We start from the raw sequence: 19,139 nt of genomic DNA, 5'->3' as shown, positions 1-19,139 counted from the left end.
AGCGCGCGTGGCGCGTTGTTGCACTATTCGGGTGGTGTGGTGGGGTTTGGGGGATCGTGTGGGTGGTTGTGCGGGAAGCTCTCGCCCGTGACCGAGGTGGGCTCGGAGGTCGCTGAGCGACCCGTGCGATCGAGCCCGCGGGCAGGGGACGGGCTGGTACCGCCGGGTGGCGTCATCGAAGGCGAGCTGCACGGGTTGGGCCGGCGTTTCGCCGTGTTCATGCGCACGGCGGTGCTGGTCTGCGCGAGCGGTGCCGCCGTCGTCCGAGCGTCTCCCGATCAGCGTCCGCTCGTGGTGGGCGTGGTCGCCGGGCTCGGCGCCTGGAGCGTGCTGTACACCCGGTTCGCCTTCCGTCGCTGGATGCCGGTCGCGGACACACTGGTGATCACGCTGCTGTGCCTGACGCAGCGGTGGACCGTGCCGCCGGACTCGTTGGGCGACAGCACGAACTGGGTCCTCGCCGTCGTCTCGATCACGGCCGTGGCGCACCAGTGGTTCACCACCACGACCGGTGGCGTGCTGCTGGCCACCGCGGTCGTGGTGGCGCACTTCGCCGGCAACGCCCTCGCCGCGCCCGAGACCTGGGCGGTCTCCGTCCCGGTCGGACTGTGGACCTTCGGTGAAGCCGGCCTGTCGAGGGTGCTGTTCCTGTTCGTCCGAGCCGGGGCGCGGCGAGCCGACCAGGCCGTCGCGGCGAGCGAGCAGACCCGGCTCGACGCGGCGGTCGCGGCGGCCCGGCGTGCGGACGAACGCGAGCACCTGGCGGTGCTGCACGACACGGCGGCGGCCACCCTGCTCGCGGTCGGGTCGCGCATGGTCGACGCCACGGAGCCGTGGCTCGCCGAACAGGCCGCCCGGGACCTGGCGGCGCTCGCCGCGCGACCGGAGTTCCCGGACGGCGAGGCGGATCTCGTGCGGCTGCTGGACCAGGTGGCGCGGCACGCGCCGGTCGCCGTGCGATTGCGCTCACCGCGGACGATGCCGATGCGGGCGACCCGGGCCGCGGCGATCAGCGCGGCGGCCCGGGAGGCGTTGACCAACGTGGCCCGGCACGCCGGGGTCGACACCGCGGAACTGAGCGTGGAGCGCGCCGGTGACCTGGTCACCGTGGAGGTCGCCGACCAGGGCCGGGGCTTCGCACCGGAGCGGGTACCGCCGCACCGGCGCGGCGTGTCGCAGTCCATCGAGCAGCGCATGGCGCGGGTCGGTGGCCGGGCGGTCGTGACCACCCGGCCCGGAGCGGGCACGCGGGTCCGCCTGGAGTCGCCGGATGACTGAGCAGGGTCGGGACCTCGTGGTGGACAGGCTTCGGCGCGGGCTGCGCCTGGCCACGCTCGCCATCGCGGTCACCACGCAGTTCGCGTTCGCCTTGCCGTTGTTGGTCGCGAACCAGGAGATCTACCTCAGCCCGGCCAGGGAAGCGCTCGCCTTCGCGATCCTGACCGCGGTCGCGATCGCGGCCGGGGTGCGGGTCCTGCGGGACCGACCGCTCGGCCGGTCGCGCTGGATCATGGTGGCGGCGGTGTTCACGGCGTCGGTGCTGGCCACCACCGGGATTCCGGCCGCCGAGCTCATGTCGGAAGCGGAGTGGTCCTACGGCGTGATCGGCTGGTTCGGGCTGCTGTTGCTGGTGGACCACAGTGCGGTCGCACCGGCCGTGTTCCTCGGCGCGCACACCGTCGTCGGCTTCGCGCAGCTGATCCTGGTCGGGCAGCACCGCGAGGTGGCCGACCTGGTCGTGGTCACCGCGGTCGTGCTCGGCTGCGAGCTGCCGGTCCTGGCCGCCGCCATGGCGCTGCGCAGGCTCGCGGTGACCGCGTCGGCCGCCGCCGGCCGGGCGGAGCGGGTGCGGACCGCCGACGCCATCGCGGAGCACCTGCACTCCGACCGCCGGTCGCGGTACGCCGATCTCGCGACCACGACCGTGCCGCTGCTGACCGACCTGACGACCGGCTCGGCGGACCTGGGCGACGAACGGGTGCGCAACGCCTACGCCGTGGCGGCGGCACGGCTGCGCCGGCTGTTCGCCGAGCACGACGAGGTCGTCGACCCACTGCTGCACGAGCTGCGCGCGTGCGTGGACCTGGCGGAACGCAACGGGGTCGTGGTCTACCTCGGGACGTGCGGAGACCGACCCACACCGCCCCCGGCGGTGCGCCGCGCGCTGACCGAACCGGCGTTGCGGATCATGGCGACGGCCACCTCCGAGGCGCGGGTGACGGTGCTCGGGTCGCCCGCCGGCGTCGCGGTGAGCGTCGTCGCCCGAACCGACGAGGTGGTCGTGAACGAACCGGAACCCGTCGCCGCCGACGACACGGGAGTCACCGTGACCCGGCTGGTGGACGGGGCGAACGTCTGGGTGGAGGCCACGTGGCGAACAACGGACTGACCACGGTGGTGGTCGTGGACGACCACCCGGCGATCGTCTCCGGCCTTGAAGCGTGGTGCGCCGCGGCCGAACCGCCGGTGCGGGTGGTCGACTCCGGGGCGACGCCGGCGGTGGCGTGGACCGACCCCGGCCTGTCCGCCGACGTGATCGTGTTCGACCTGCAACTGACCGGACAGGTCCCGGCCTACGCGGACCTGCGTCGGCTGGTCGACGCAGGCCGGCAGGTGATCGTGTACACCATGCGGGAAGACCGCGACACCATTCTCACCTGCCTCGACCTCGGCGCGTTCGCCTACCTCACCAAGACCGAGGGGCCGGGCCACCTGGTCGACGCGATCCAGGCGGCCGGCCGGAACCTGCCCTGCACACCACCGGCCATGGCCCGCGCCATCAGCACGGACACCCGGCCCGACCGACCGCGGCTCACCCCGCGTGAGGTCGACGTGCTGGTCAACTGGTTCGCCTGCGAGTCCAAGGAGATGGTGGGCCGCAAGCTCGGCCTGTCCGTGCGCACGGTGAACAGCTACATCGACCGGGTCCGCATCAGGTACGCCAACGTCGGGCGCCCGGCGTCGACCAAGGCCGCGCTGGTCGCCCGCGCCATCCAGGACGGCCTGGTCCGGCTGGACGAGCTGTAGCCGTAGCGAAAACCGGCCTGGATCGTGGGGCGAACGACCGTCACGGCACAAACCGACACCCCCGCCCGCGAGATCCGTCGAAATCGGTATCCGGGCCGGGCAACCTCGACGCCGTGCCGGCCTGTTGGAGCAGGTATGGGGAGACGACGCGGGAGGTTCGGGTGAAGCGGTCCGAGGACGGCGGGTACCGGGAGTACGCCACGGCGCGGATGGAGGCCCTGCGGCGGACCGCCTACCTGCTGTGCCATGACTGGCACCTGGCCGACGACCTCGTCGCGATCACGATCGGCAAGCTCTACCGGCACTGGCGCCGGGCCAAGGACGTGACGCACCTCGACGCGTACGTGCGCCGCATCCTGGTGCGCAGCCGGCTGGACGAGAAGGCCAGGCCGTGGCGGCGGGAGGAGCCGACCGACGAACTGCCGGAGACGGCGGTGGCGGCCGCCGTGGGCCGCCTCACCGCCGTGCTGACCACGGCCGTCCAGAAGCAGCTGCCGGGCACCGCGTTCGAGGCCAACCCGGGGGCCGAGTACCCGAAGGGCACACCGCACGGGCCGTTCGAGTTCTTCCACGTCAACACACCGTTGGTGGACTACGGCGACGGCTCGTGCGGCGGCGGGGAGGACTACTTCACGGCCCGCGCCACCACCGTCACCGCGGGCGTGAAGGGCAACGTCATGGCCCTGATCGGGCGGATGGGCGGCACGGCCTCGCCGTCGACCGAGTGCTCCACCGGCCAGGTCGCCGGGGGAGACCTCGACTGCGAACGCCGGACCGGCCCCAACGGCGAGGTCGTCGTGATCACCACGCTGTCCAACCCCTCCGGCGTGACGTATTACCGGTCCGAGGTCAGCAAGGCCGACGGAACCGGCATCATCGTGCAAGCCGAGAACGTCGCCGTGGACGCCAAAGCCGGCGGGACACCGGAAAGCCCGACCCCGCCGCTGAGCCACGAGCAGTTGACCCAGATCGCACTCGACCCGGGAGTGACCCTCTACCCCTGAGCCCGACTCGCGCCGGACGGCGGCCACACCGCCCGCGTGCACGGCCGGGCGGCGGTCGCGATCCTGCGGGGACGGTCGCGGGAGGCGTTGGGGTTGCTGGACCGGGCGCTCGCGTTGCTGGGGCCGGCCGCGACCCCGCTGGAGTCGGTGGCGGTGCACCAGGTGCGCGGGGCGGCGTTCGAGACGTTGGGGGAGTTCGCCGCCGCCGATTCCTGCTACCGCGACGCGGAGGCGGTGTGCGCGGCGATCGGGTGGTGGCACGTGGTGCTGGGCATGGCGTGGTGGCGCGCGGACGCCCTCGTGCGCCGGGCGGCGGCGGTGACCGGCGAGGAACGGCGGGCGCTCGCCCGTCGGGCGCTGGACCTGGCGCTGCCCGCCGCGTTGGCGTCGGAGGCGGTGCGGCAGCGGTTCCCGCACGGGCCGCTGCGGGAACGGTGGGTGGCGCTGGCCTCCGCACCCGCGACCAGGTCGGCGTTCCTGGCCATCCGGGCGGTCGAGGACCCGGCGTTGGCGGCGGAGTACATCGACCACATCGCGGGTGCGGTGTCGCTGGACGCCGTGGGGACGGCGGTGCCGGTGGAACGCGGTGAGTTGGTGATGCTGCCCGAGCCCCCGGCCGCTGAAGCGCACCTGCCTCATGCGGCTTCGGGGTTCGGCGCCGGTGTGGACCCGGCCTTTCCGAGCGCCGGGTTCGAGTTGCCGCCCAGGGTCCGGCTCGACCCGGCGGTCCGGAACGCCCTGGACGCCTGGATCGACGTGGCCGAGGAGCGGTACGGGTTCCCGGTGCGGTCGGAGCGGGCGGTGGCGTCGTGGTGACCGTGCAGCTCAAGTTCGTGGACGCGGGCGACCTGTACCTGTCGTGGCGGTGGGAGCACGAACCGGACCGGCCCCGCGCCCAGGTCGTGCCGCGGGAGCTCTTGCAGCCGGTGTTGGACGAGTGGGCGGCGGCGGTGCCGTCGCCGTTGCCGGGGGAGAGCGCCGACGGGGCTTTGCGGCGTTCGCTCACCCACGGGCCGCTGGTGGACCACGCGCGGGAACTCGACCTGGCGACACGGGTGTACCGGGCGCTGTTCCCGCAACCGCTTGCGGTCGAGTTCAACTCGTGGCTGGAACAGGGCATCCGGCCGCACCTGCGCGTCCAGCCGTCGCCGTCGACCGCGTTGGTGCCGTGGGAGGCGCTGCGGGTGGACGAAGGCGAACGGGCCGTGCACAGCCTCGACATCTCCGTGCTGCCGCCCGCGACCGTGGGCAACGCCCCAGGACGTCGGGTGACCGCGTTCGATCCACAAGGGACGGTCGTGGGCGTGCTGGACCCCAAGGTGCCGGGGTTCGCCGACGCGTCCGGTCTGGGATCGGTGCTCGGCAGGGTCACGCCGGAACTGGCCACGTTGGCTTCCGGGTTCGCGCCCGGCGGTGTGCGCCGTGACGACATCGACCGCGACCACCTCGAACGGGCCTTGGCCACCGCCGCGCGCTTCCTGTACGTGGGCCACGTGACCACCGGCGGCCACGGCCTGGGCGCACGAATGCACCTGTCCTGCACAGCCGACACCACGGGCCGGGCGGCTCCGCTGGGCGCGCACCGCCCGCTGGCCGCCGCCGACATCGTGCTCGGACACCGTCCCGGCCCCGTGCGGCCGTGGCGCTTCCCCAACCGGGTGGCGCTGGTGGCGTGCGAGAGCGGCGGCGACCTCCGCTTCGCTGAACCGTCCGGGCTGGTCACGGCCATGGTGCACGGCGGCGCGGAGCACGTGACGGCGACGAGGTGGACGTTGCCGACCGACGAGGGGCTGACCCGGCTGGTCCCCGGCTTCCCGTCGACCCCCGTGCTGGCGCCGACCGTGCTGGCGATCGACGCGGCCCACCGCGCCCCCGACCCGGTGACCGCGCTCAACGACTGGCAACGCGCCGCCGCCACCCGTTGGGAGGAGACGGGCGACCTCACCTGTTCCCCGATCGTGTGGGCCGCCTTCACCACCACCTGGGCGCCTGCGCCGCGAAGCTGGGACCGGTAGGGCGTCGGGGCCGCTAACGTCCTTGTTCGTCACCGGCCGGACGGCGGGGGTGCGGCTGCTGGTCGGCCCGGAGAACCCGCCCACCGCCAGTGTCGGCTCGGGCGACTACCCGCTCGTGTCGGCACCGGGTGCGGCGCGGTGCCGGCCGTGTCCTGTGTGGACGGATCGGGGTGGGAGGTGGTGCGGGACCTCACGCCCGGCCTGGGGGCGCGAGGTGTGGGAGGCTGCCGACATGCGGTGCGGGATCGTGTTGCCGTTCTTCGACGCCCCCGAGGTCGCCTCGTGCGCGTCGTTGGCGGAGGAGTGCGGGTGGGACGGTGTGTTCCTGGCCGAGGCGGTGTGGGGTGTCGACGCTTGGGTGGCGTTGACGGCGGCGGCGATGCGCACGTCGTCGTTGCGGTTGGGGACCATGCTGACGCCGTTGGCCCGGTTCAAGCCGTGGGACGTGGCGTCCAGGGTGGCGACGTTGGACCGGCTGTCCGGTGGGCGGGTGCAGCTGTCGGTCGGGCTGGGTGCGCTGCACCCGGGGTGGACGGCGTTCGAACGTGAGACGAGCCGTGCCGAGCGGGCGTTGCTGCTCGACGAAGGGCTCGCGGTGTACGACGGGCTGATGCGCGGACAGCCGTTCTCGTTCCGCGGGCAGCGCTACGACGTGCGGGAGACCGACTTCTTCCCACCACCACCGCCCGTGCAGCGGCCCCGTGTGCCGGTGTGGGTGGTGGGTGCCTTCGGTCGTGCCGCGTCGATGCGGCGTGCGGTGGCGTGGGACGGGTTGCTGCCGAACATCATCGCCGACGGTGAGGCGCGGGGGCCGTCGAGCCCGGAGGAGTTGGCGGCGGTGGTGGCGGAGGCACGGGAGCTGCGGACGTCGCTCGGGCTGCCGTGGGAGGGCTACGACGTGATCGCCGAGGGCGTCGCGACCAGCGCGGGGGAGTGGGCCGACGCGGGCGCGACCTGGTGGATCGAGTCGGACTGGGACACCACGGTCGCCGCCGCCCGCGACCGGATCGCCGCCGGACCACCGTCGGCCTGATCCGTGCCGCCGCCCGACCGGCCAGGTCAGCCGGGGAGCGCGGCCAGGACCTGGTCCGCCAGTTGCGCCGGGTCGTGGTGGTCCGAGCGGAGGACGAGCGTGTCCGGGGGCAGGGCGGTTCGCGCGGCCACGCAGCGGTCGACGTTGCGGAGCCGGAAGGCAGGGGCGTTGGCGTCGACCTGCGGGTTGTCCGGGTCGAGGACCTGCGTGTCGATCCGGCGACGCAGTTCCTCGGCCAAAGTCGTCTTGCCGGCGCCGAACGCGCCGTTGAGCCACACGATCACCCGCTACCTCCCCAGGGATCCCCCTCTCGACTCTGATGACCTCGTCCGGCGCGGGTTGGTCGGCGGGCAGGCGCGCCCGAGTGAGACGATCTGCACTGCCCGGACCGCCCGTCCAGCCGGTCACCCCGCTCGACTTCGGGCACACCGCCGAGCTGATCGCCGCGTCCTACGACGCCTCCAAGGCCTTCCTCGCGGGCGTGGAGATCGAGGGCCCCGGCCTGTACGGTCACCCGTCCGGGACATACTGACCGGTATGACCACTCTCGACCACTGGGGCGGGACCAGCCGGTACGTCGACCTGGACGGCCCGGTGCACTACGTCGACTTCGGCGGCGACGGGCCGCCGGTGGTGCTCGTGCACGGCTTGGGCGGGTCGCACCTGAACTGGTGCCTGCTCGCGCCGCACCTGGTCGACCGCCACCGCGTGCTGGCCGTCGACCTGGCCGGTTTCGGGCTCACCCACCCCGAGGGGCGCGCCACGACGGTGCCGGCCAACGCCCTGCTGCTCGAACGGTTCCTGGCCGAGGTCGTCGGCGAGCCGGTGGTGCTGGTCGGCAACTCGATGGGCGGGATGATCTCGATCCTGCACGCCGCCCGCCGTCCCGCGTCCGTCACCGCGCTGGCCCTGCTGGACCCGGCTGTGCCGCTGCCCCTGGGTGTCCGCCTGGACCCGCAGGTCGCGGCGGCGTTCGCGATGTACGCGGTGCCGGGGCTGGGGCAGTGGTTCCTGAGGAAGTCGCGCACGGGCGTGTCGCCGCGCCGGCAGGTGAAACGGGTGCTGAACCTGGTGTGCGCCAACGCGAAGGCGGTGCCGGAGGAGATCATCCTGGCGTCGATGTCGCTGCTGGAGCAGCGGGCCGAGGTGCCGGGCCTGGACGAGGCGTTCCTGGCCGCCGCCAGGTCGGTGGTGTGGACGGGCGCGACGAGGCGTCGGTACTACACGGCGATGAGCCGGGTGCGCGTGCCGGTGTACCTGATGGCGGGCGACAAGGACCGCCTGGTCCCCGTGGCGTCCGCGCGGGAAGTGGCCCGCCGCAACCCGTCGTGGCGGTTCGACGTCCTCGAAGACGTCGGCCACGTGCCGCAGATGGAAGTGCCGGAACTGGTGGCCGAGCGGATCAAGAACTGGCTCGAAGCCTGATCAGCGACGCAGGAACTTCGCCCACGCGGCACGCGGGAACGACAGCACCGGCCCGGCAGCGTTCTTCGAGTCGCGCACATCCGTGGTGTCAGCGTTGAACCGGATCTCCACACAGGCTGGGTTGTCGGCGCTGTGGCTCGACTTGAACCAGCCGCTGCGGTCGATGCGGTCCCTCACTCAAGCTCCTTGCGGATCTGCTCGATCAGTCCAAGCGACTCGGTCCGGTCGAGCGCGTAACTCATGGCCTGGTCGTGAGCCAAACTGTACTCGCGCATGCGCATGGGTTGATCGATCAGATCCGTGGACGTGATCGTCTCCTGCCAGACCAGGTCCGGCAGTCGGCTGCTGGCGAAGCCGAAGATGTAGAAGTTCGATCCGCCAAGCGCGTTGTAGTAGTCGGCGGAGAACGGGATGATCCGCACATCGAGCGTGTCCGGCAGTTGCTCGATCTTGTTCGCCAGGTGTCGGAGTTGTCCGGCCATCACCTCGCGCCCGCCGACCTGTTGCCTCAGCGCGGACTCGGTGATGAGCGCGGTGAGTCGGAGCGGATCCTCGCCATCCAGCCTCTGCTGCCGCTTCATGCGCACCTCGACCCGACGGTTCGCCTCGGCCAGCCGGATGCTCGGCCCGCCTCCGTGCATGACCGCCAACGCGTATGCCTCGGTCTGCAGCAAACCGCTGATCAGGCCCGCGTTGTAGGCGCGGATGGTCTCGGCGCCGTGTTCGAAGCCGAAGTACCGCAACATGTCCGCGTTGAACATGGCGGAGTAGGGGCTCCACCAAGTTCGCCTGCCGGCCGCCTCGCGAAGTGCTTGCAGCTCTTCGGTTTCGGCCTCGTCGAAGTCCAGCACGGCGGCGAGTTCCGCGAGTTTCTTCGCGTTGATCTTCACGCGTCCCGTCTCGACGCCCGACACGAACGACTGCCCGGTGTGGATGGCTTTCGCGGCCGACGCTGCGGTGATGTCCATGAGTTCGCGGCGCTCTCGCAGTCGGAGTCCGAGCTCCCAGGCGGCGACGGTTGGCGATGTGGATGCCATGGCGTTCCCTCTATCGGGTGAAGTCATTTGCTGATATCACTAAGACCGGCAACCATGGTAGCAGCGGATGTTGGTCGAGTGCGGGAGGCAGAGGATGAGTCGGGCTCGGGTGCACTTGTGGGCGCAGGTTCCCAGTGATGTCTGGATCAACTACGAGGTGGAGCCGGGTGGGGGTGCGGTGGTGTTCAAGATCGGGCAGGACGTGGAGTTGTACGTCGAGCCGGCTGCGTTGACCAAGATCAGCGAAGCCGCGGCGGAGGCGGTGGAGTTCGCGGGTGCGGTGGCCGCGGGCCAGGTCAGCTTGCGGTCGCCGTGACGAGTTCGTCGAAGCCCGCGCGGATGCCGTCGGCCAGCACCTGGACGTCCTGCACGCCGTCGAAGTCCGCGTTGATGCCGAAGGTGATCTGGTCGAGGTAGGAGAAGATGCCGACGCTGATCCGCATCGTGCTGGCGATCGGCACGTACGGGTAGATCTCCGACAGCCGCCTGCCCAGCATGAACAGCGGGATGCGGGGGCCGGGGACGTTGGTGGTCACCGTCTGCAACAGGTGCTGCGGGAACCGCACGGCGGTGCGCGAACCCAGCGCCAGCAGAGTTGGGGCGGCGAAGTTCGACAGGCCGGTGAGCACGTCCGCGCCCGCCGCCTGGCGGCTGCTCTTCAAGTCGTCCATCTGCTCGCGGATCGACGCCAGGCGCTCCAACGGGTCGGGCTCGCTGACGGGCAGGTTCACCAGCACCGCGCTGACCCGGTTGTTCAGCACCCCGCGCTCGGCGGAGGAGCGCATCGACACCGGCACCATGCTGCGCACCACCTGACCGTCCGCCAGTTCGTCCCGCTTCGCCAGCAGGTCGCGGAACCCGCTGGTCACGGCGGTCAGGATGACGTCGTTCACCGTGCCACCGGCGACCTTGCGGACGGCCTTGATCTCGGCGAGGTTCGCCTTGGCCCACACCCACCGCCGGTGCGGTCCGATCGGCCCGTTCAACGACTTCGGCGTGCTGATCGCCAACCGCCGGGCGGTCGTCGGCAGGCTGCCCAGCACGGCACGGCCGACCTCCAGCACCTCCGAACCGCTGCGCAACCGCTTGGCCAACGCCGGGAACGCGGCCAGGTGCTTGACCGGCGTCAACACCGCGTCCCGCACCCCGTCCACGACCAGGTCCAACGTCGACGGGCTCGGCGTCGGCTTCCACTTCACCGGCTCGGGCAGCGGCGCCTCCTCGCGCCAGTCCAGCAGCACCTGCATGAGATCGGTGCCCGCGACACCGTCGATCAGGCAGTGGTGCACCTTGGAGATGATCGCCCACCGACCACCCTCCAGGCCCTCGACCAGCCATACCTCCCACAACGGCTTGGACATGTCGAGGCGCTGCGCGAACAGGCGTCCGGCGAGGTTGCGGAGCTGGTCGTCCGCGCCCGGCGTCGGCACCGCCGTGTGCCGGACGTGGTAGAGGATCTGGAAGTGCTCGTCGTCCACCCACACCGGGCGCCCGACGTGCAGGGGAAGCGCTTTCACCCGCTGCCGGTAACGCGGCACGTTGCCCAGCTTGGCCGCGAACAGCCGCACCACGTCGCCGTACGACGGGACCGGACCCTCGAAAACCAGGACGGAGCCGACGTGCATGGGCACGTTCTCGTCCTCGATGAAGAAGAAACCCGCGTCCATGGCGCTCATCCGGTCCATGGCCCCGACCGTAGGCCTGTCCCGACACGCGGTCCAGACACTGCGGTCCAGGCGGCGCGCGAGTGGCTGTTGAGACGACCGCGCCACAATCGAGACTCACCGGTACTGGCGAAATCGATCGCCGCGAAACATCATGGTTACCTGGGGCACGCTCGACGCGGAGCGGGGGAGGGACCATGTCCGCACTACCGGAAATCCCACCGGACCACCCTGACCTGCACTTGGTCGAGGGTTCCGCACCGAGTCTGCTCTGGTACCTGACCGAGCCGACCCGTGCCGTGGTCGACATCGGCCAGTTCGCCGCCACCCGTTCGCTGCTGCGCGCCGCGCCGAGCGGCGACGGGCACGCCGTGCTCGTACTGCCGGGCCTCGGCGCGACCGACGGGTCGACGGGGATGCTGCGCAAGTTCCTCACCGGCCTGGGCTACGACGTGCACGGCTGGGGCCTGGGCCGCAACATCGGGCCGTCGGTCGAGGTCGTGCGCGGGATGCGGGACCTGCTGCGGGAACTGGCCGTCGGCGGCAAGGTGAGCGTCGTCGGCTGGTCGCTGGGCGGCATCTTCGCCCGCGAGCTGGCCCGCGAGTACCCCGGGATGGTGCGCCAGGTGATCACGCTGGGCAGCCCGTACGCGATGACCGACATGCGGCAGACCAGGGTCAACCCGGTGTACCAGCTGCTGGCCCGGTTCTACGTGTCGGGCGCGGACAGGCCGCCGCCCGAGCACACCCGGCCGCCGTTCCCGGTGCCGTCGACGTCGCTGTACTCGAAGTCGGACGGCATCGTGGCGTGGCAGGCGTGCATCTCGACGCCCGGCGCGCGGTGGGAGAACGTCGCGGTGGCCTCCAGCCACCTCGGCTACGGCTACAACGCCTCCGTGCTGTGGGTGATCGCCGACCGACTGGCCCAACGCCCGAACCGTTGGCGCCCGTTCACCCCACCGCCGGGCATGGCCGGGATGTTCCCCGCGTCTTAAGCAGTCGAATGGCGCGGGCGTACGACCTAGAGTGCGCGGCGTGTGGGATCAGCTCGAACACGCCTACGGCCCGGCGACCGACGTGCCCGATCTGCTGGCGCAGGTCCGCGACCCGGTGTCCGCGCCGGCCGCGATCGGTGAGCTGAACGCGAACGTCTACCACGACGGCGACGCCGTGCACTCCGCCGCGCCCGCCCTCCTCCCGGCCCTCCTCGACCTGGCCGAAGACCCGACCGTCACCGTCCGCCCGGCCGTGGTGGAGACCCTGGGCGACCTCGCGCACGCCGCCCGCACCGCCGAACCGGCGGACGTGGACGCGGCCTGGCCCGACGCGTGGACGGCGACCGTGCCGCGCCTGCTGGGACTGCTCGCCGACCCGGACGTCGAGGTCCGGCGCATGGTGACGTTCCCGTTGGCGCAAGCCCTCGGGCACACCGTCTGGCCGGCCCTGCGCGACCGCTTCGACGTCGAACCCGACCACGCCGCCAAGCTCGGCCTGATCGTCGCCACCGGCCACCACGCGGATCCGGCCGCGCTCGACTGGCTCACCGGACTGCTCCCGGACCCGGAGGTCCGGCTCGCGGCGGCGGTGGGGTTGCGGCGCTTGGGGATCGCGCCCGACGTCCCGTCACTGCTCGACGCGTTCACCGACGTGGAGGTGTGGGCGGACGCGTGGTGCGTCGGCAGCCCGCGCCCGTCCGCCGTCGTCTGGTGGCTCAACCGGGAACTCGGTGACGACCGCGCCGCGCGTCGGACGCTGGTCGCCGGACTGCTGGACCACCCGAACGCGGACGTCCGGGCCGGTGCGCTGTGGGCGTCCCCCCGACTGCTCGACGCCGACCTCCTGCCGCTGATCGCGGACCGCCTGGCCGACGACGAGCCGGAGAACCGCCGCCTCGCCGCGAACCTGCTCGCCCGTGCCCGCGCGCCCTTCGCCGACGACCTCGCCCTCGCCGCACGGGACGTGTACCTGCCCGCCGCCGACGCCGCCCTCACCGCGCTGGCCCTCCTCGGCGACGAACGGGCCGTGGAACCGTTGCGGCAGCGGCTGTCCGGTCCTCGGCTCGGCCTGCCCGTCGAGCCGAAATCCCGGCCGTGGTCGCCCCCGCCGTTGGCCGACGTCCTCATCGCGATGCGCGAACACGCCGACGCGCTGATCCCCGCCGTCCGCGCACGGCTGGAGAACGCGACCACCGACCAGGCGGAACGTTCGGCGTTCCGAAGGGTTCTCACGGCCTGGCAGGCACCGCTCGGTAAATGATCACCTGAATCACCTCTTGTGTTGGTCACCTTTTAACCGCAGGGTTCAGCGCGGCCCGTTGGCTCCGACGGGCAACCCTGACGGAGGTGGAGCATGTCCCCCGCACGCAAGATCGCCGCGTCCCTGTTCGCGGCCGTCACGCTGTCGACGTTCCTCACGACTCCCGCGCACGCGGCGACCGACGCCGAACTCGCCTTCCACTGGGCGCCCGTCCACTACCAGGACACGGACTCGTCCGACTACGACGCCGACTACCTGTCCACTGTGGACTTCGACGGCGAGTGGAACACCCTGGACAACTGGGAGAGCCAGGACGACTCGCTCGCCCGCCTCACCGGCGCCGCCTACTACTCGGTCGTGGAAACCTCGACGCACTGGTTCGTGGTCTACAGCTTCTACCACCCGCGCGACTGGGAGGACTCGCCCGACCCGCTCGGGCAGAACACCCACGAGAACGACATGGAGGGCGTGCTGGCGACGGTCCGCAAGGACGGTTCGACCTACGGCCGGCTCGAAGCCGTGGTGACGGTGGCGCACAGCAACTTCTACTCGTACGTGCCGGCGGGCAGCACGTTCACCTCCGGCCGGGAGGGCGTCGACGGCACCCTGCGGCTCCAGGGCACCCGGCCGACCACGCGCCAGGAAGCCAAGGGGCACGGCCTGTACGCGTGGAACGGCGCGGAGTTCCCCGGCGGCGACGGCGTGGTGTACGTGCCGAGCGCGACCGGCGAGGTGCCGTCGGGCGGCAACGACCGGTCCGTCGGCTACCGGCTCGTGGACACCTTCGCCGCCGGCGGCCTGTGGGCGCAGCGCAACAGCTCCACGACGTTCGCGAGCTGGGGCACGTTCCGTGGTGACAACGGCAAGGACAACGCCGCGAACACCGCTTGGGGGTGGGACGACGGCAACGACGGCAGCGACCTCCCGCGCGGTCTGCTCGCCACCGACCCGGCGTACCTCGTGTCGGTGTACTTCGCCAACCGGGGCTCTTTCAGCCTCGCGTACACCCGTAACGGGTACCGCCTCTAAAGTGGACGGGTGACCACAGGCGCGTCCGCAACACCACTGGCTCGACTGGTCACGGAGGTGTTGGCGCCCTGGGTGCTGGTCCTCAGCCTGCCGCTCCTGGTGGCCTGGCACGCCACCAGGAGCGTCCCGGAAACCCTGCTGTGGGGCGCGGTCGTGGGGTTGACCGGGTCGGTCATCCCGATGGCCGTGATCGTGCGCGGCGCGCGGCGGGGCCGCTGGGAGGGTCACCACGTGACCAACCGCGAGGGACGGCTGGTGCCGTTGCTGGTCTGCGTGGCGTCGCTCGGGCTCGGCATCGCCGCGCTGACGTTCGGCGGTGCGCCGAGGGCGATGGTCGCACTGGCGCTGTCGATGTTCCTCAGCCTGCTCGTGTGCCTGGCGGTGACGTTCGGCCTGCCGGTGAACGGCGTGCGCGGCTGGAAGGTCTCGGTCCACGCGGCGGTCGCGGCAGGCGCGGTGGCGGTCCTGACGATCACCTACGGCCCGTGGGTGCTCCTGGCCGCGCCGCTGGTGGCGTTGGTGGCCTGGTCGCGGGTGGCGCTGGGTGACCACACGAAGGCGCAGGTCGTCGTCGGCGTGGTCCTCGGCGCGGTGGTGGGCGGCCTGGCCTTCTCGATCCTGTCGTGAGGGCCCGGTTGTGAGGGCCCGGTTGTGAGGGCCCGGTCGTGAGGGCACAGTCGTGAGGGCACAGTCGTGAGGGCTCTCACGCACGGCGACGGCCGGTCACGCATTACTCTCCGGTAATGACGCTGAGGCTCGACACCGCAGGCCCGGTGGCGACGTTGACCATCGACCGCCCGGCCAAGCGCAACGCCATGAGCTACGACATGTGGTCCGCGCTGCCCGGCCTGCTGGCCCGCGTGCGGGACGACGACGCGGTGCGCGTGCTGGTCGTCCGCGGTGGCGAGCACTTCTCGGCGGGCGCGGACATCAGCGAGTTCTCCACCCTGCGCAAGGGCGCGGACGGCGCGGCCCGGTACGGCGAGGCCGTGCACAACGGCGAACGCGCCATCGCCACCCTCGGCAAGCCCACCATCGCCGCGATCACCGGGTTCTGCATCGGCGGCGGCTGCGAGATCGCGCTGGCCTGCGACCTGCGGGTGGCGGCGGCGGACGCCCGGTTCGGCATCACGCCCGCCAAGCTCGGCATCGTCTACAACTTCACCTCCACCAAGCAGCTGGTGGACGTGGTCGGCCCGGCGTGGGCGAAGCAGATCCTGTTCAGCGGCGAGATCATCGACTCGGCCACCGCGCTGCGGATCGGCCTGGTCAACGAGGTGCACCCGGCGGACGCGCTGGAGGCGCGGGTCAAGCAGCTGTCCGAGACGATCGCCGCCCGCGCGCAGGTCAGCGTCCGCGGCGCGAAGCACATCGTCAACCGGATCACCGACGGGCAGCACGACGAGGACGACGCCGTGCGGGCGCTGTACGACGAGGCCGTGCACAGCGCGGAGTACGCGGAGGGCGTGGCGGCGTTCCTGGAGAAGCGCACGCCGCGGTTTTAGCCGGGCAGTCAGGGCCGGGTTCAAACGGGTGCGTCGGGGTACTTCGACGGCATGACCGAACCCGGAGAGCCGATCGAAGAACGCACCGAAGAAGACCTCGCCGAAACCGAAGGGCCGATCAACCCCGATCCGCCGCACTCGGCGGGCACACCCGAGCCACCGGACCTCGACGTGGACCCGGAGCAGTTCCTCGACGAGGGCGAACGGCGTGGGCGAGAGGACGAACCGCCCTCCTAGTGAAACGTCTCCGCAGGTCAGAGGCCTGTGAAGGTGGATTGTGGCAGTCGCCCCATTCCTGCTGTTCGTCTTCCGCTCCGCGGGCGTCCGACCCCACTCACCGCGGGGTCGGACACCGGCAGGACCAGTCAGTCGTCGTCGTACTTGTTCGTGTCACCGGGCCACTCGCCGGTGAGCTTGTCGTAGCCGGTCGCACCGCCCCGGTCGATCGCGGCCTTCACCAGGCCGAAGATCGCGCCCTGGACGGACGCCGCCAGCAGCACCTCACCCCAGCTGCGGTCCTTCTGGGTCGGGGTCGGTGCTTCCTCGGTGCCGGTGATGAGCTTCCACACCTGGCCGAACAACGCGCTCGCGGCGAGACCGCCGAGCACGCTGAACAGCAGTCCGAGCGGTCGGTAGAGCAGCTTGCTCATGACTACCGCCCCCGCCGCAGGAGCTTCCACAGCAGCAGCACGACCGCCGCCGCGCCCGCCGCGAACACGGCCGGGTGCCGCCGGGCCTGCTGAACGCTCTGCTCCACGCGCTGCTGCACGGGCGGCGGCAGCGACTCGACCGCGTGCGCGGCCTTCTCGCCCACCTGGCCCGCGACCTCGCCGGCCTTGTGGCCCACCTGCTCGGCCACTTCGCCGGCCCTGTGGCTGACCTGGGTCGCCACGGCGCCGGCCTTCTCCCCGACCGCACCGGCGACCGCGCCCGCCTTGCCGACCTGCTCGCCCGCCTTGTCGGCGACGTGACCGACCGCGGCGGTCGTCTTGCTCGCCGCCGCCGCCACGGCCGCGTTGGCCCGGGTAGCGGTCTCCTTCACCTGTTCCACTCCCTCGTGCGCCTTGTCCTTGACCCGTCCGGGCACGTCGGTCTTGTGCGCCAGCGCTTCCACGGTGTCACCGAGGTCGCGTCGGGTCTGCTCGACATCGGCGCGCAGCTCGTCCGGGTCTTTGGGGACGTCCTTGCCGCTCATCGGTGTGCCCTCTCGCTCACGGTGGCGATGTCCTGCTTGACGCCCGCGATGGCCTCTTCCGGCACCGGCGGGGTGCCGCGGTCGAGCTGCTTGCGGCCGACCAGCGCGAGCACGCCCGCGACGATGAACACGGCCACCGCGACGACGAACGCGGCGATCCACGCCGGCATGGCGGTGGCCAGCAGCAGCACCAGCCCGGCGAGCACCGTCATCAGGCCGAACCAGGCCAGCACACCCGCGCCGCCGAGCAGCCCGGCGCCGGTGCCGATGCGCTTGCCCTTCGTGCGCATCTCGGCCGCGGCCAACCGGATCTCGTCCCGCGCCAGCCGGCTCAGCTGCTCCGAGAGCGTGCCCACCAGCTCGGCGGTGGACGGTTCGCGGTCGGCAGCACGGTCGGAGGCGCGGTCGGTCACCCGGTCGGTCACCCGGTCGGTGACCGGGTCGGCGGTGTGGGTGGTGGCGACGTGATTCATGGCCGTCTCCTCTCTCCGCTCACCCTCCGAATACCCGCAAACGTGTGGGTGTACGCGCGGTGTCCGGGGGAAACCCGTCGGCATGGCGCACGCACCGGAGGCACCGACCCAACTGCCGAAGAGGTCGTGGTGGGCCGTGCTCAAGCGGACGGTGAAGGAGTTCGGTGACGACAAGCTCACCGACTGGGCCGCCGCGCTCACCTACTACGCCGTGCTGTCGCTGTTCCCCGGCCTGCTGTTGTTGACCGCACTGCTGGGGCTGCTCGGGCCGAACGCCACACAGACCATTGTGGACAGTCTGGACGTGCTGGGGCCGGGCGAGGCCAAGGACACCATCGTGGGCGCGATCGAGAACCTGCAGCGGTCCGGGGCCAGTGGGATCCTCGCGATCGTCGGTCTGGTCACCGCGCTGTGGTCGGCCTCGGGGTACGTCGGCGCGTTCATGCGCGCGTCGAACTCGATCTACGACGTCGAGGAGGGCCGTCCGTTCTGGAAGATCATCCCGCTGCGGCTCGCGCTGACGATCGGCGTGGTGGTGCTGCTGGCGCTGACGGCGCTCGGTGTGACGCTCACCGGAGGGGTGGCCGAGTGGCTGGGTGGGCTGCTCGGGCTGGGCTCGACGTTCGTGACGGTGTGGGACATCGCCAAGTGGCCGGTGCTGTTCCTGCTCGCGAGCCTCGCGATCGGTCTGCTGTACTGGGCGTCGCCGAACGTGCGGCAGCCGAGCTGGCTGTGGATCACGCCGGGCGGCCTGCTGGCCGTGCTGGTGTGGGTCGTCGCGTCGCTGGGCTTCGCGTTCTACGTGGCGAACTTCGGGTCCTACAACAAGACCTACGGCTCACTGGCCGGTGTGATCATCTTCCTGGTGTGGCTGTGGATCTCGAACCTGGCCCTGCTGCTCGGCGCGGAACTGGACGCCGAGTTGGAGCGGGGCAGGCGGATCGAGGCCGGACAGCCCGAAGGGCGGGACCCGGTGGCCCCGCCCCGCGACACGACCGCGATGGACTGATCGGTGGTGACGATCAGGCCTGCTGTTCGGCTGTCTGCTCCGCGACCTGCTTGCGCACCTCGTCCATGTCGACCTTGCGGGCCTGCTCGATCAGGTCCTCCAACGCCGACTCCGGCAGGGCTCCGGGCTGGGCGTAGAGGACCACGCCGTCGCGCACGATCATGAGGGTCGGGATCGACCGGATCTGGAACGCCGCGGCGAGCTGCTGCTGCGCCTCGGTGTCGACCTTGCCGAACACGACGTCGCCGTGCTTCTCGGCGGACTTCTCGTAGACCGGGCCGAACTGCTTGCACGGTCCGCACCAGTCGGCCCAGAAGTCGACCAGGACCATCTCGGAGCCGCCGACAACCTCGTCGAAGTTCTCCGCAGTCAGCTCCACGGTGGCCATAGGTCCTCCTTGCTGTGGACATGGGGGTCGCCCCCTTGTACCCACGCCAACGAATCCCACACCTCTCGAATTCCCTTCA

At 71.5% G+C, this 19,139-nt stretch carries 25 protein-coding genes; 17 read left to right on the top strand and 8 right to left on the bottom strand.

Features of this window, described 5'->3' with window-relative positions; genetic code table 11:
- Positions 1-87: 87 nt before the first annotated feature.
- From FM051_RS15685 to FM051_RS15655, 7 genes are all read left to right on the top strand, one after another.
- Positions 88-1,278 carry a sensor histidine kinase gene (locus FM051_RS15685; protein WP_158843689.1) on the top strand — a complete coding sequence of 397 codons (1,191 nt, stop codon included), beginning with the start codon at positions 88-90 and terminating at the stop codon, positions 1,276-1,278.
- Positions 1,271-2,389: a hypothetical protein gene (locus tag FM051_RS15680; protein ID WP_158843688.1), complete on the top strand. Its 1,119-nt coding sequence runs from the start codon at positions 1,271-1,273 to the stop codon at positions 2,387-2,389. The genes FM051_RS15685 and FM051_RS15680 overlap by 8 nt, the downstream gene beginning before the upstream one ends.
- Positions 2,371-3,027: a response regulator transcription factor gene (locus FM051_RS15675; protein ID WP_202918852.1), complete on the top strand. Its 657-nt coding sequence runs from the start codon at positions 2,371-2,373 to the stop codon at positions 3,025-3,027. Before FM051_RS15680 ends, FM051_RS15675 begins: the two co-directional genes overlap by 19 nt.
- A 161-nt stretch (positions 3,028-3,188) precedes the next feature.
- Positions 3,189-4,031 carry a SigE family RNA polymerase sigma factor gene (locus FM051_RS15670; protein WP_158843687.1) on the top strand — a complete coding sequence of 281 codons (843 nt, stop codon included), beginning with the start codon at positions 3,189-3,191 and terminating at the stop codon, positions 4,029-4,031.
- 36 nt (positions 4,032-4,067) lie between these two features.
- Positions 4,068-4,847, top strand: a complete 780-nt coding sequence (locus tag FM051_RS15665) for a hypothetical protein (RefSeq protein WP_158843686.1) — start codon at positions 4,068-4,070, stop codon at positions 4,845-4,847.
- A complete protein-coding gene (locus FM051_RS15660; RefSeq protein ID WP_158843685.1) occupies positions 4,844-6,046 on the top strand; it encodes a CHAT domain-containing protein in 1,203 nt (400 codons plus the stop codon). The genes FM051_RS15665 and FM051_RS15660 overlap by 4 nt, the downstream gene beginning before the upstream one ends.
- Positions 6,047-6,278: 232 nt before the next feature.
- Positions 6,279-7,079: an LLM class flavin-dependent oxidoreductase gene (locus FM051_RS15655; RefSeq protein ID WP_158843684.1), complete on the top strand. Its 801-nt coding sequence runs from the start codon at positions 6,279-6,281 to the stop codon at positions 7,077-7,079.
- Between the two features lie 26 nt (positions 7,080-7,105).
- On the opposite strand, the gene FM051_RS15650 is transcribed toward FM051_RS15655, so the two are convergent.
- Positions 7,106-7,363, bottom strand: a complete 258-nt coding sequence (locus tag FM051_RS15650; protein ID WP_158843683.1) for a hypothetical protein — start codon at positions 7,361-7,363, stop codon at positions 7,106-7,108.
- 80 nt (positions 7,364-7,443) lie between these two features.
- Here FM051_RS15650 and FM051_RS15645 point away from each other — a divergent pair, with 80 nt between their 5' ends.
- The gene (locus FM051_RS15645; RefSeq protein ID WP_202918851.1) at positions 7,444-7,611 is read left to right on the top strand and encodes a hypothetical protein; all 168 of its coding nucleotides are present in this window, start codon (positions 7,444-7,446) and stop codon (positions 7,609-7,611) included.
- 5 nt (positions 7,612-7,616) lie between these two features.
- Positions 7,617-8,504, top strand: a complete 888-nt coding sequence (locus tag FM051_RS15640; protein ID WP_158843682.1) for an alpha/beta fold hydrolase — start codon at positions 7,617-7,619, stop codon at positions 8,502-8,504.
- Here FM051_RS15640 and FM051_RS15635 read toward each other — a convergent pair whose 3' ends face one another.
- Positions 8,505-8,681 (bottom strand): DUF397 domain-containing protein, encoded by a 177-nt coding sequence (locus FM051_RS15635; protein ID WP_238412410.1) that lies wholly within the window; start codon positions 8,679-8,681, stop codon positions 8,505-8,507. It lies immediately after the preceding gene.
- Positions 8,678-9,541 carry a helix-turn-helix domain-containing protein gene (locus tag FM051_RS15630; RefSeq protein ID WP_158843681.1) on the bottom strand — a complete coding sequence of 288 codons (864 nt, stop codon included), beginning with the start codon at positions 9,539-9,541 and terminating at the stop codon, positions 8,678-8,680. The genes FM051_RS15635 and FM051_RS15630 overlap by 4 nt, the downstream gene beginning before the upstream one ends.
- 94 nt (positions 9,542-9,635) lie before the next feature.
- Between FM051_RS15630 and FM051_RS15625 the strand changes: the two genes are divergently transcribed.
- Positions 9,636-9,857 carry a hypothetical protein gene (locus FM051_RS15625; RefSeq protein WP_158843680.1) on the top strand — a complete coding sequence of 74 codons (222 nt, stop codon included), beginning with the start codon at positions 9,636-9,638 and terminating at the stop codon, positions 9,855-9,857.
- On the opposite strand, the gene FM051_RS15620 is transcribed toward FM051_RS15625, so the two are convergent.
- Positions 9,838-11,226 (bottom strand): WS/DGAT/MGAT family O-acyltransferase, encoded by a 1,389-nt coding sequence (locus FM051_RS15620; RefSeq protein WP_158843679.1) that lies wholly within the window; start codon positions 11,224-11,226, stop codon positions 9,838-9,840. The genes FM051_RS15625 and FM051_RS15620 overlap by 20 nt on opposite strands.
- Before the next feature lie 176 nt (positions 11,227-11,402).
- Between FM051_RS15620 and FM051_RS15615 the strand changes: the two genes are divergently transcribed.
- From FM051_RS15615 to FM051_RS15590, 6 genes are all read left to right on the top strand, one after another.
- Positions 11,403-12,200, top strand: coding sequence for a lipase family alpha/beta hydrolase (locus FM051_RS15615; RefSeq protein WP_158843678.1), 798 nt, complete (start codon positions 11,403-11,405; stop codon positions 12,198-12,200).
- A 40-nt stretch (positions 12,201-12,240) separates the two neighbouring features.
- On the top strand, positions 12,241-13,461 hold the full coding sequence (locus FM051_RS15610; protein WP_158843677.1) for a HEAT repeat domain-containing protein: 1,221 nt from the start codon (positions 12,241-12,243) through the stop codon (positions 13,459-13,461).
- A gap of 93 nt (positions 13,462-13,554) precedes the next feature.
- Positions 13,555-14,490, top strand: a complete 936-nt coding sequence (locus FM051_RS15605; RefSeq protein WP_158843676.1) for a hypothetical protein — start codon at positions 13,555-13,557, stop codon at positions 14,488-14,490.
- 9 nt (positions 14,491-14,499) lie between these two features.
- A complete protein-coding gene (locus FM051_RS15600) occupies positions 14,500-15,117 on the top strand; it encodes a phosphatase PAP2 family protein (protein ID WP_158843675.1) in 618 nt (205 codons plus the stop codon).
- Positions 15,118-15,233: 116 nt separating this feature from the next.
- A complete protein-coding gene (locus FM051_RS15595) occupies positions 15,234-15,995 on the top strand; it encodes an enoyl-CoA hydratase/isomerase family protein (protein ID WP_158843674.1) in 762 nt (253 codons plus the stop codon).
- Positions 15,996-16,046: 51 nt separating this feature from the next.
- Positions 16,047-16,232, top strand: a complete 186-nt coding sequence (locus FM051_RS15590; RefSeq protein ID WP_158843673.1) for a hypothetical protein — start codon at positions 16,047-16,049, stop codon at positions 16,230-16,232.
- Positions 16,233-16,360: 128 nt separating this feature from the next.
- On the opposite strand, the gene FM051_RS15585 is transcribed toward FM051_RS15590, so the two are convergent.
- The 3 genes from FM051_RS15585 to FM051_RS15575 are packed head-to-tail and all read right to left on the bottom strand — an operon-like array spanning position 16,361 to position 17,663.
- Positions 16,361-16,645 carry a DUF4235 domain-containing protein gene (locus tag FM051_RS15585; RefSeq protein WP_158843672.1) on the bottom strand — a complete coding sequence of 95 codons (285 nt, stop codon included), beginning with the start codon at positions 16,643-16,645 and terminating at the stop codon, positions 16,361-16,363.
- 2 nt (positions 16,646-16,647) lie between these two features.
- Positions 16,648-17,190 carry a DUF3618 domain-containing protein gene (locus FM051_RS15580; RefSeq protein WP_158843671.1) on the bottom strand — a complete coding sequence of 181 codons (543 nt, stop codon included), beginning with the start codon at positions 17,188-17,190 and terminating at the stop codon, positions 16,648-16,650.
- The gene (locus FM051_RS15575) at positions 17,187-17,663 is read right to left on the bottom strand and encodes a phage holin family protein (protein WP_158843670.1); all 477 of its coding nucleotides are present in this window, start codon (positions 17,661-17,663) and stop codon (positions 17,187-17,189) included. The genes FM051_RS15580 and FM051_RS15575 overlap by 4 nt, the downstream gene beginning before the upstream one ends.
- An 82-nt stretch (positions 17,664-17,745) precedes the next feature.
- Here FM051_RS15575 and FM051_RS15570 point away from each other — a divergent pair, with 82 nt between their 5' ends.
- Positions 17,746-18,672, top strand: a complete 927-nt coding sequence (locus FM051_RS15570) for a YihY/virulence factor BrkB family protein (protein ID WP_158843669.1) — start codon at positions 17,746-17,748, stop codon at positions 18,670-18,672.
- A gap of 13 nt (positions 18,673-18,685) precedes the next feature.
- Here the strand turns inward: FM051_RS15570 and trxA are convergent, their stop codons facing one another.
- Positions 18,686-19,060 carry a thioredoxin gene (gene trxA / locus FM051_RS15565; protein WP_158843668.1) on the bottom strand — a complete coding sequence of 125 codons (375 nt, stop codon included), beginning with the start codon at positions 19,058-19,060 and terminating at the stop codon, positions 18,686-18,688.
- Positions 19,061-19,139: the final 79 nt, after the last annotated feature.

It is taken from the genome of Saccharothrix deserti (genome assembly GCF_009769385.1).
GTDB lineage: Bacteria > Actinomycetota > Actinomycetes > Mycobacteriales > Pseudonocardiaceae > Actinosynnema > Actinosynnema deserti.
This window is presented reverse-complemented; position numbering and strand designations above follow the sequence as displayed.

Bases quoted from the DNA above. Each gene is read 5' to 3' on its own strand.
- FM051_RS15575 (WP_158843670.1), bottom strand. From the start codon at position 17,663: ATGAATCACGTCGCCACCACCCACACCGCCGACCCGGTCACCGACCGG.
- FM051_RS15595 (WP_158843674.1), top strand. From the start codon at position 15,234: ATGACGCTGAGGCTCGACACCGCAGGCCCGGTGGCGACGTTGACCATC.
- FM051_RS15585 (WP_158843672.1), bottom strand. From the start codon at position 16,645: ATGAGCAAGCTGCTCTACCGACCGCTCGGACTGCTGTTCAGCGTGCTC.
- FM051_RS15605 (WP_158843676.1), top strand. From the start codon at position 13,555: ATGTCCCCCGCACGCAAGATCGCCGCGTCCCTGTTCGCGGCCGTCACG.
- FM051_RS15580 (WP_158843671.1), bottom strand. From the start codon at position 17,190: ATGAGCGGCAAGGACGTCCCCAAAGACCCGGACGAGCTGCGCGCCGAT.
- FM051_RS15655 (WP_158843684.1), top strand. From the start codon at position 6,279: ATGCGGTGCGGGATCGTGTTGCCGTTCTTCGACGCCCCCGAGGTCGCC.
- FM051_RS15570 (WP_158843669.1), top strand. From the start codon at position 17,746: ATGGCGCACGCACCGGAGGCACCGACCCAACTGCCGAAGAGGTCGTGG.
- FM051_RS15625 (WP_158843680.1), top strand. From the start codon at position 9,636: ATGAGTCGGGCTCGGGTGCACTTGTGGGCGCAGGTTCCCAGTGATGTC.
- FM051_RS15590 (WP_158843673.1), top strand. From the start codon at position 16,047: ATGACCGAACCCGGAGAGCCGATCGAAGAACGCACCGAAGAAGACCTC.
- FM051_RS15630 (WP_158843681.1), bottom strand. From the start codon at position 9,541: ATGGCATCCACATCGCCAACCGTCGCCGCCTGGGAGCTCGGACTCCGA.
- FM051_RS15615 (WP_158843678.1), top strand. From the start codon at position 11,403: ATGTCCGCACTACCGGAAATCCCACCGGACCACCCTGACCTGCACTTG.
- FM051_RS15640 (WP_158843682.1), top strand. From the start codon at position 7,617: ATGACCACTCTCGACCACTGGGGCGGGACCAGCCGGTACGTCGACCTG.
- trxA (WP_158843668.1), bottom strand. From the start codon at position 19,060: ATGGCCACCGTGGAGCTGACTGCGGAGAACTTCGACGAGGTTGTCGGC.
- FM051_RS15620 (WP_158843679.1), bottom strand. From the start codon at position 11,226: ATGGACCGGATGAGCGCCATGGACGCGGGTTTCTTCTTCATCGAGGAC.
- FM051_RS15680 (WP_158843688.1), top strand. From the start codon at position 1,271: ATGACTGAGCAGGGTCGGGACCTCGTGGTGGACAGGCTTCGGCGCGGG.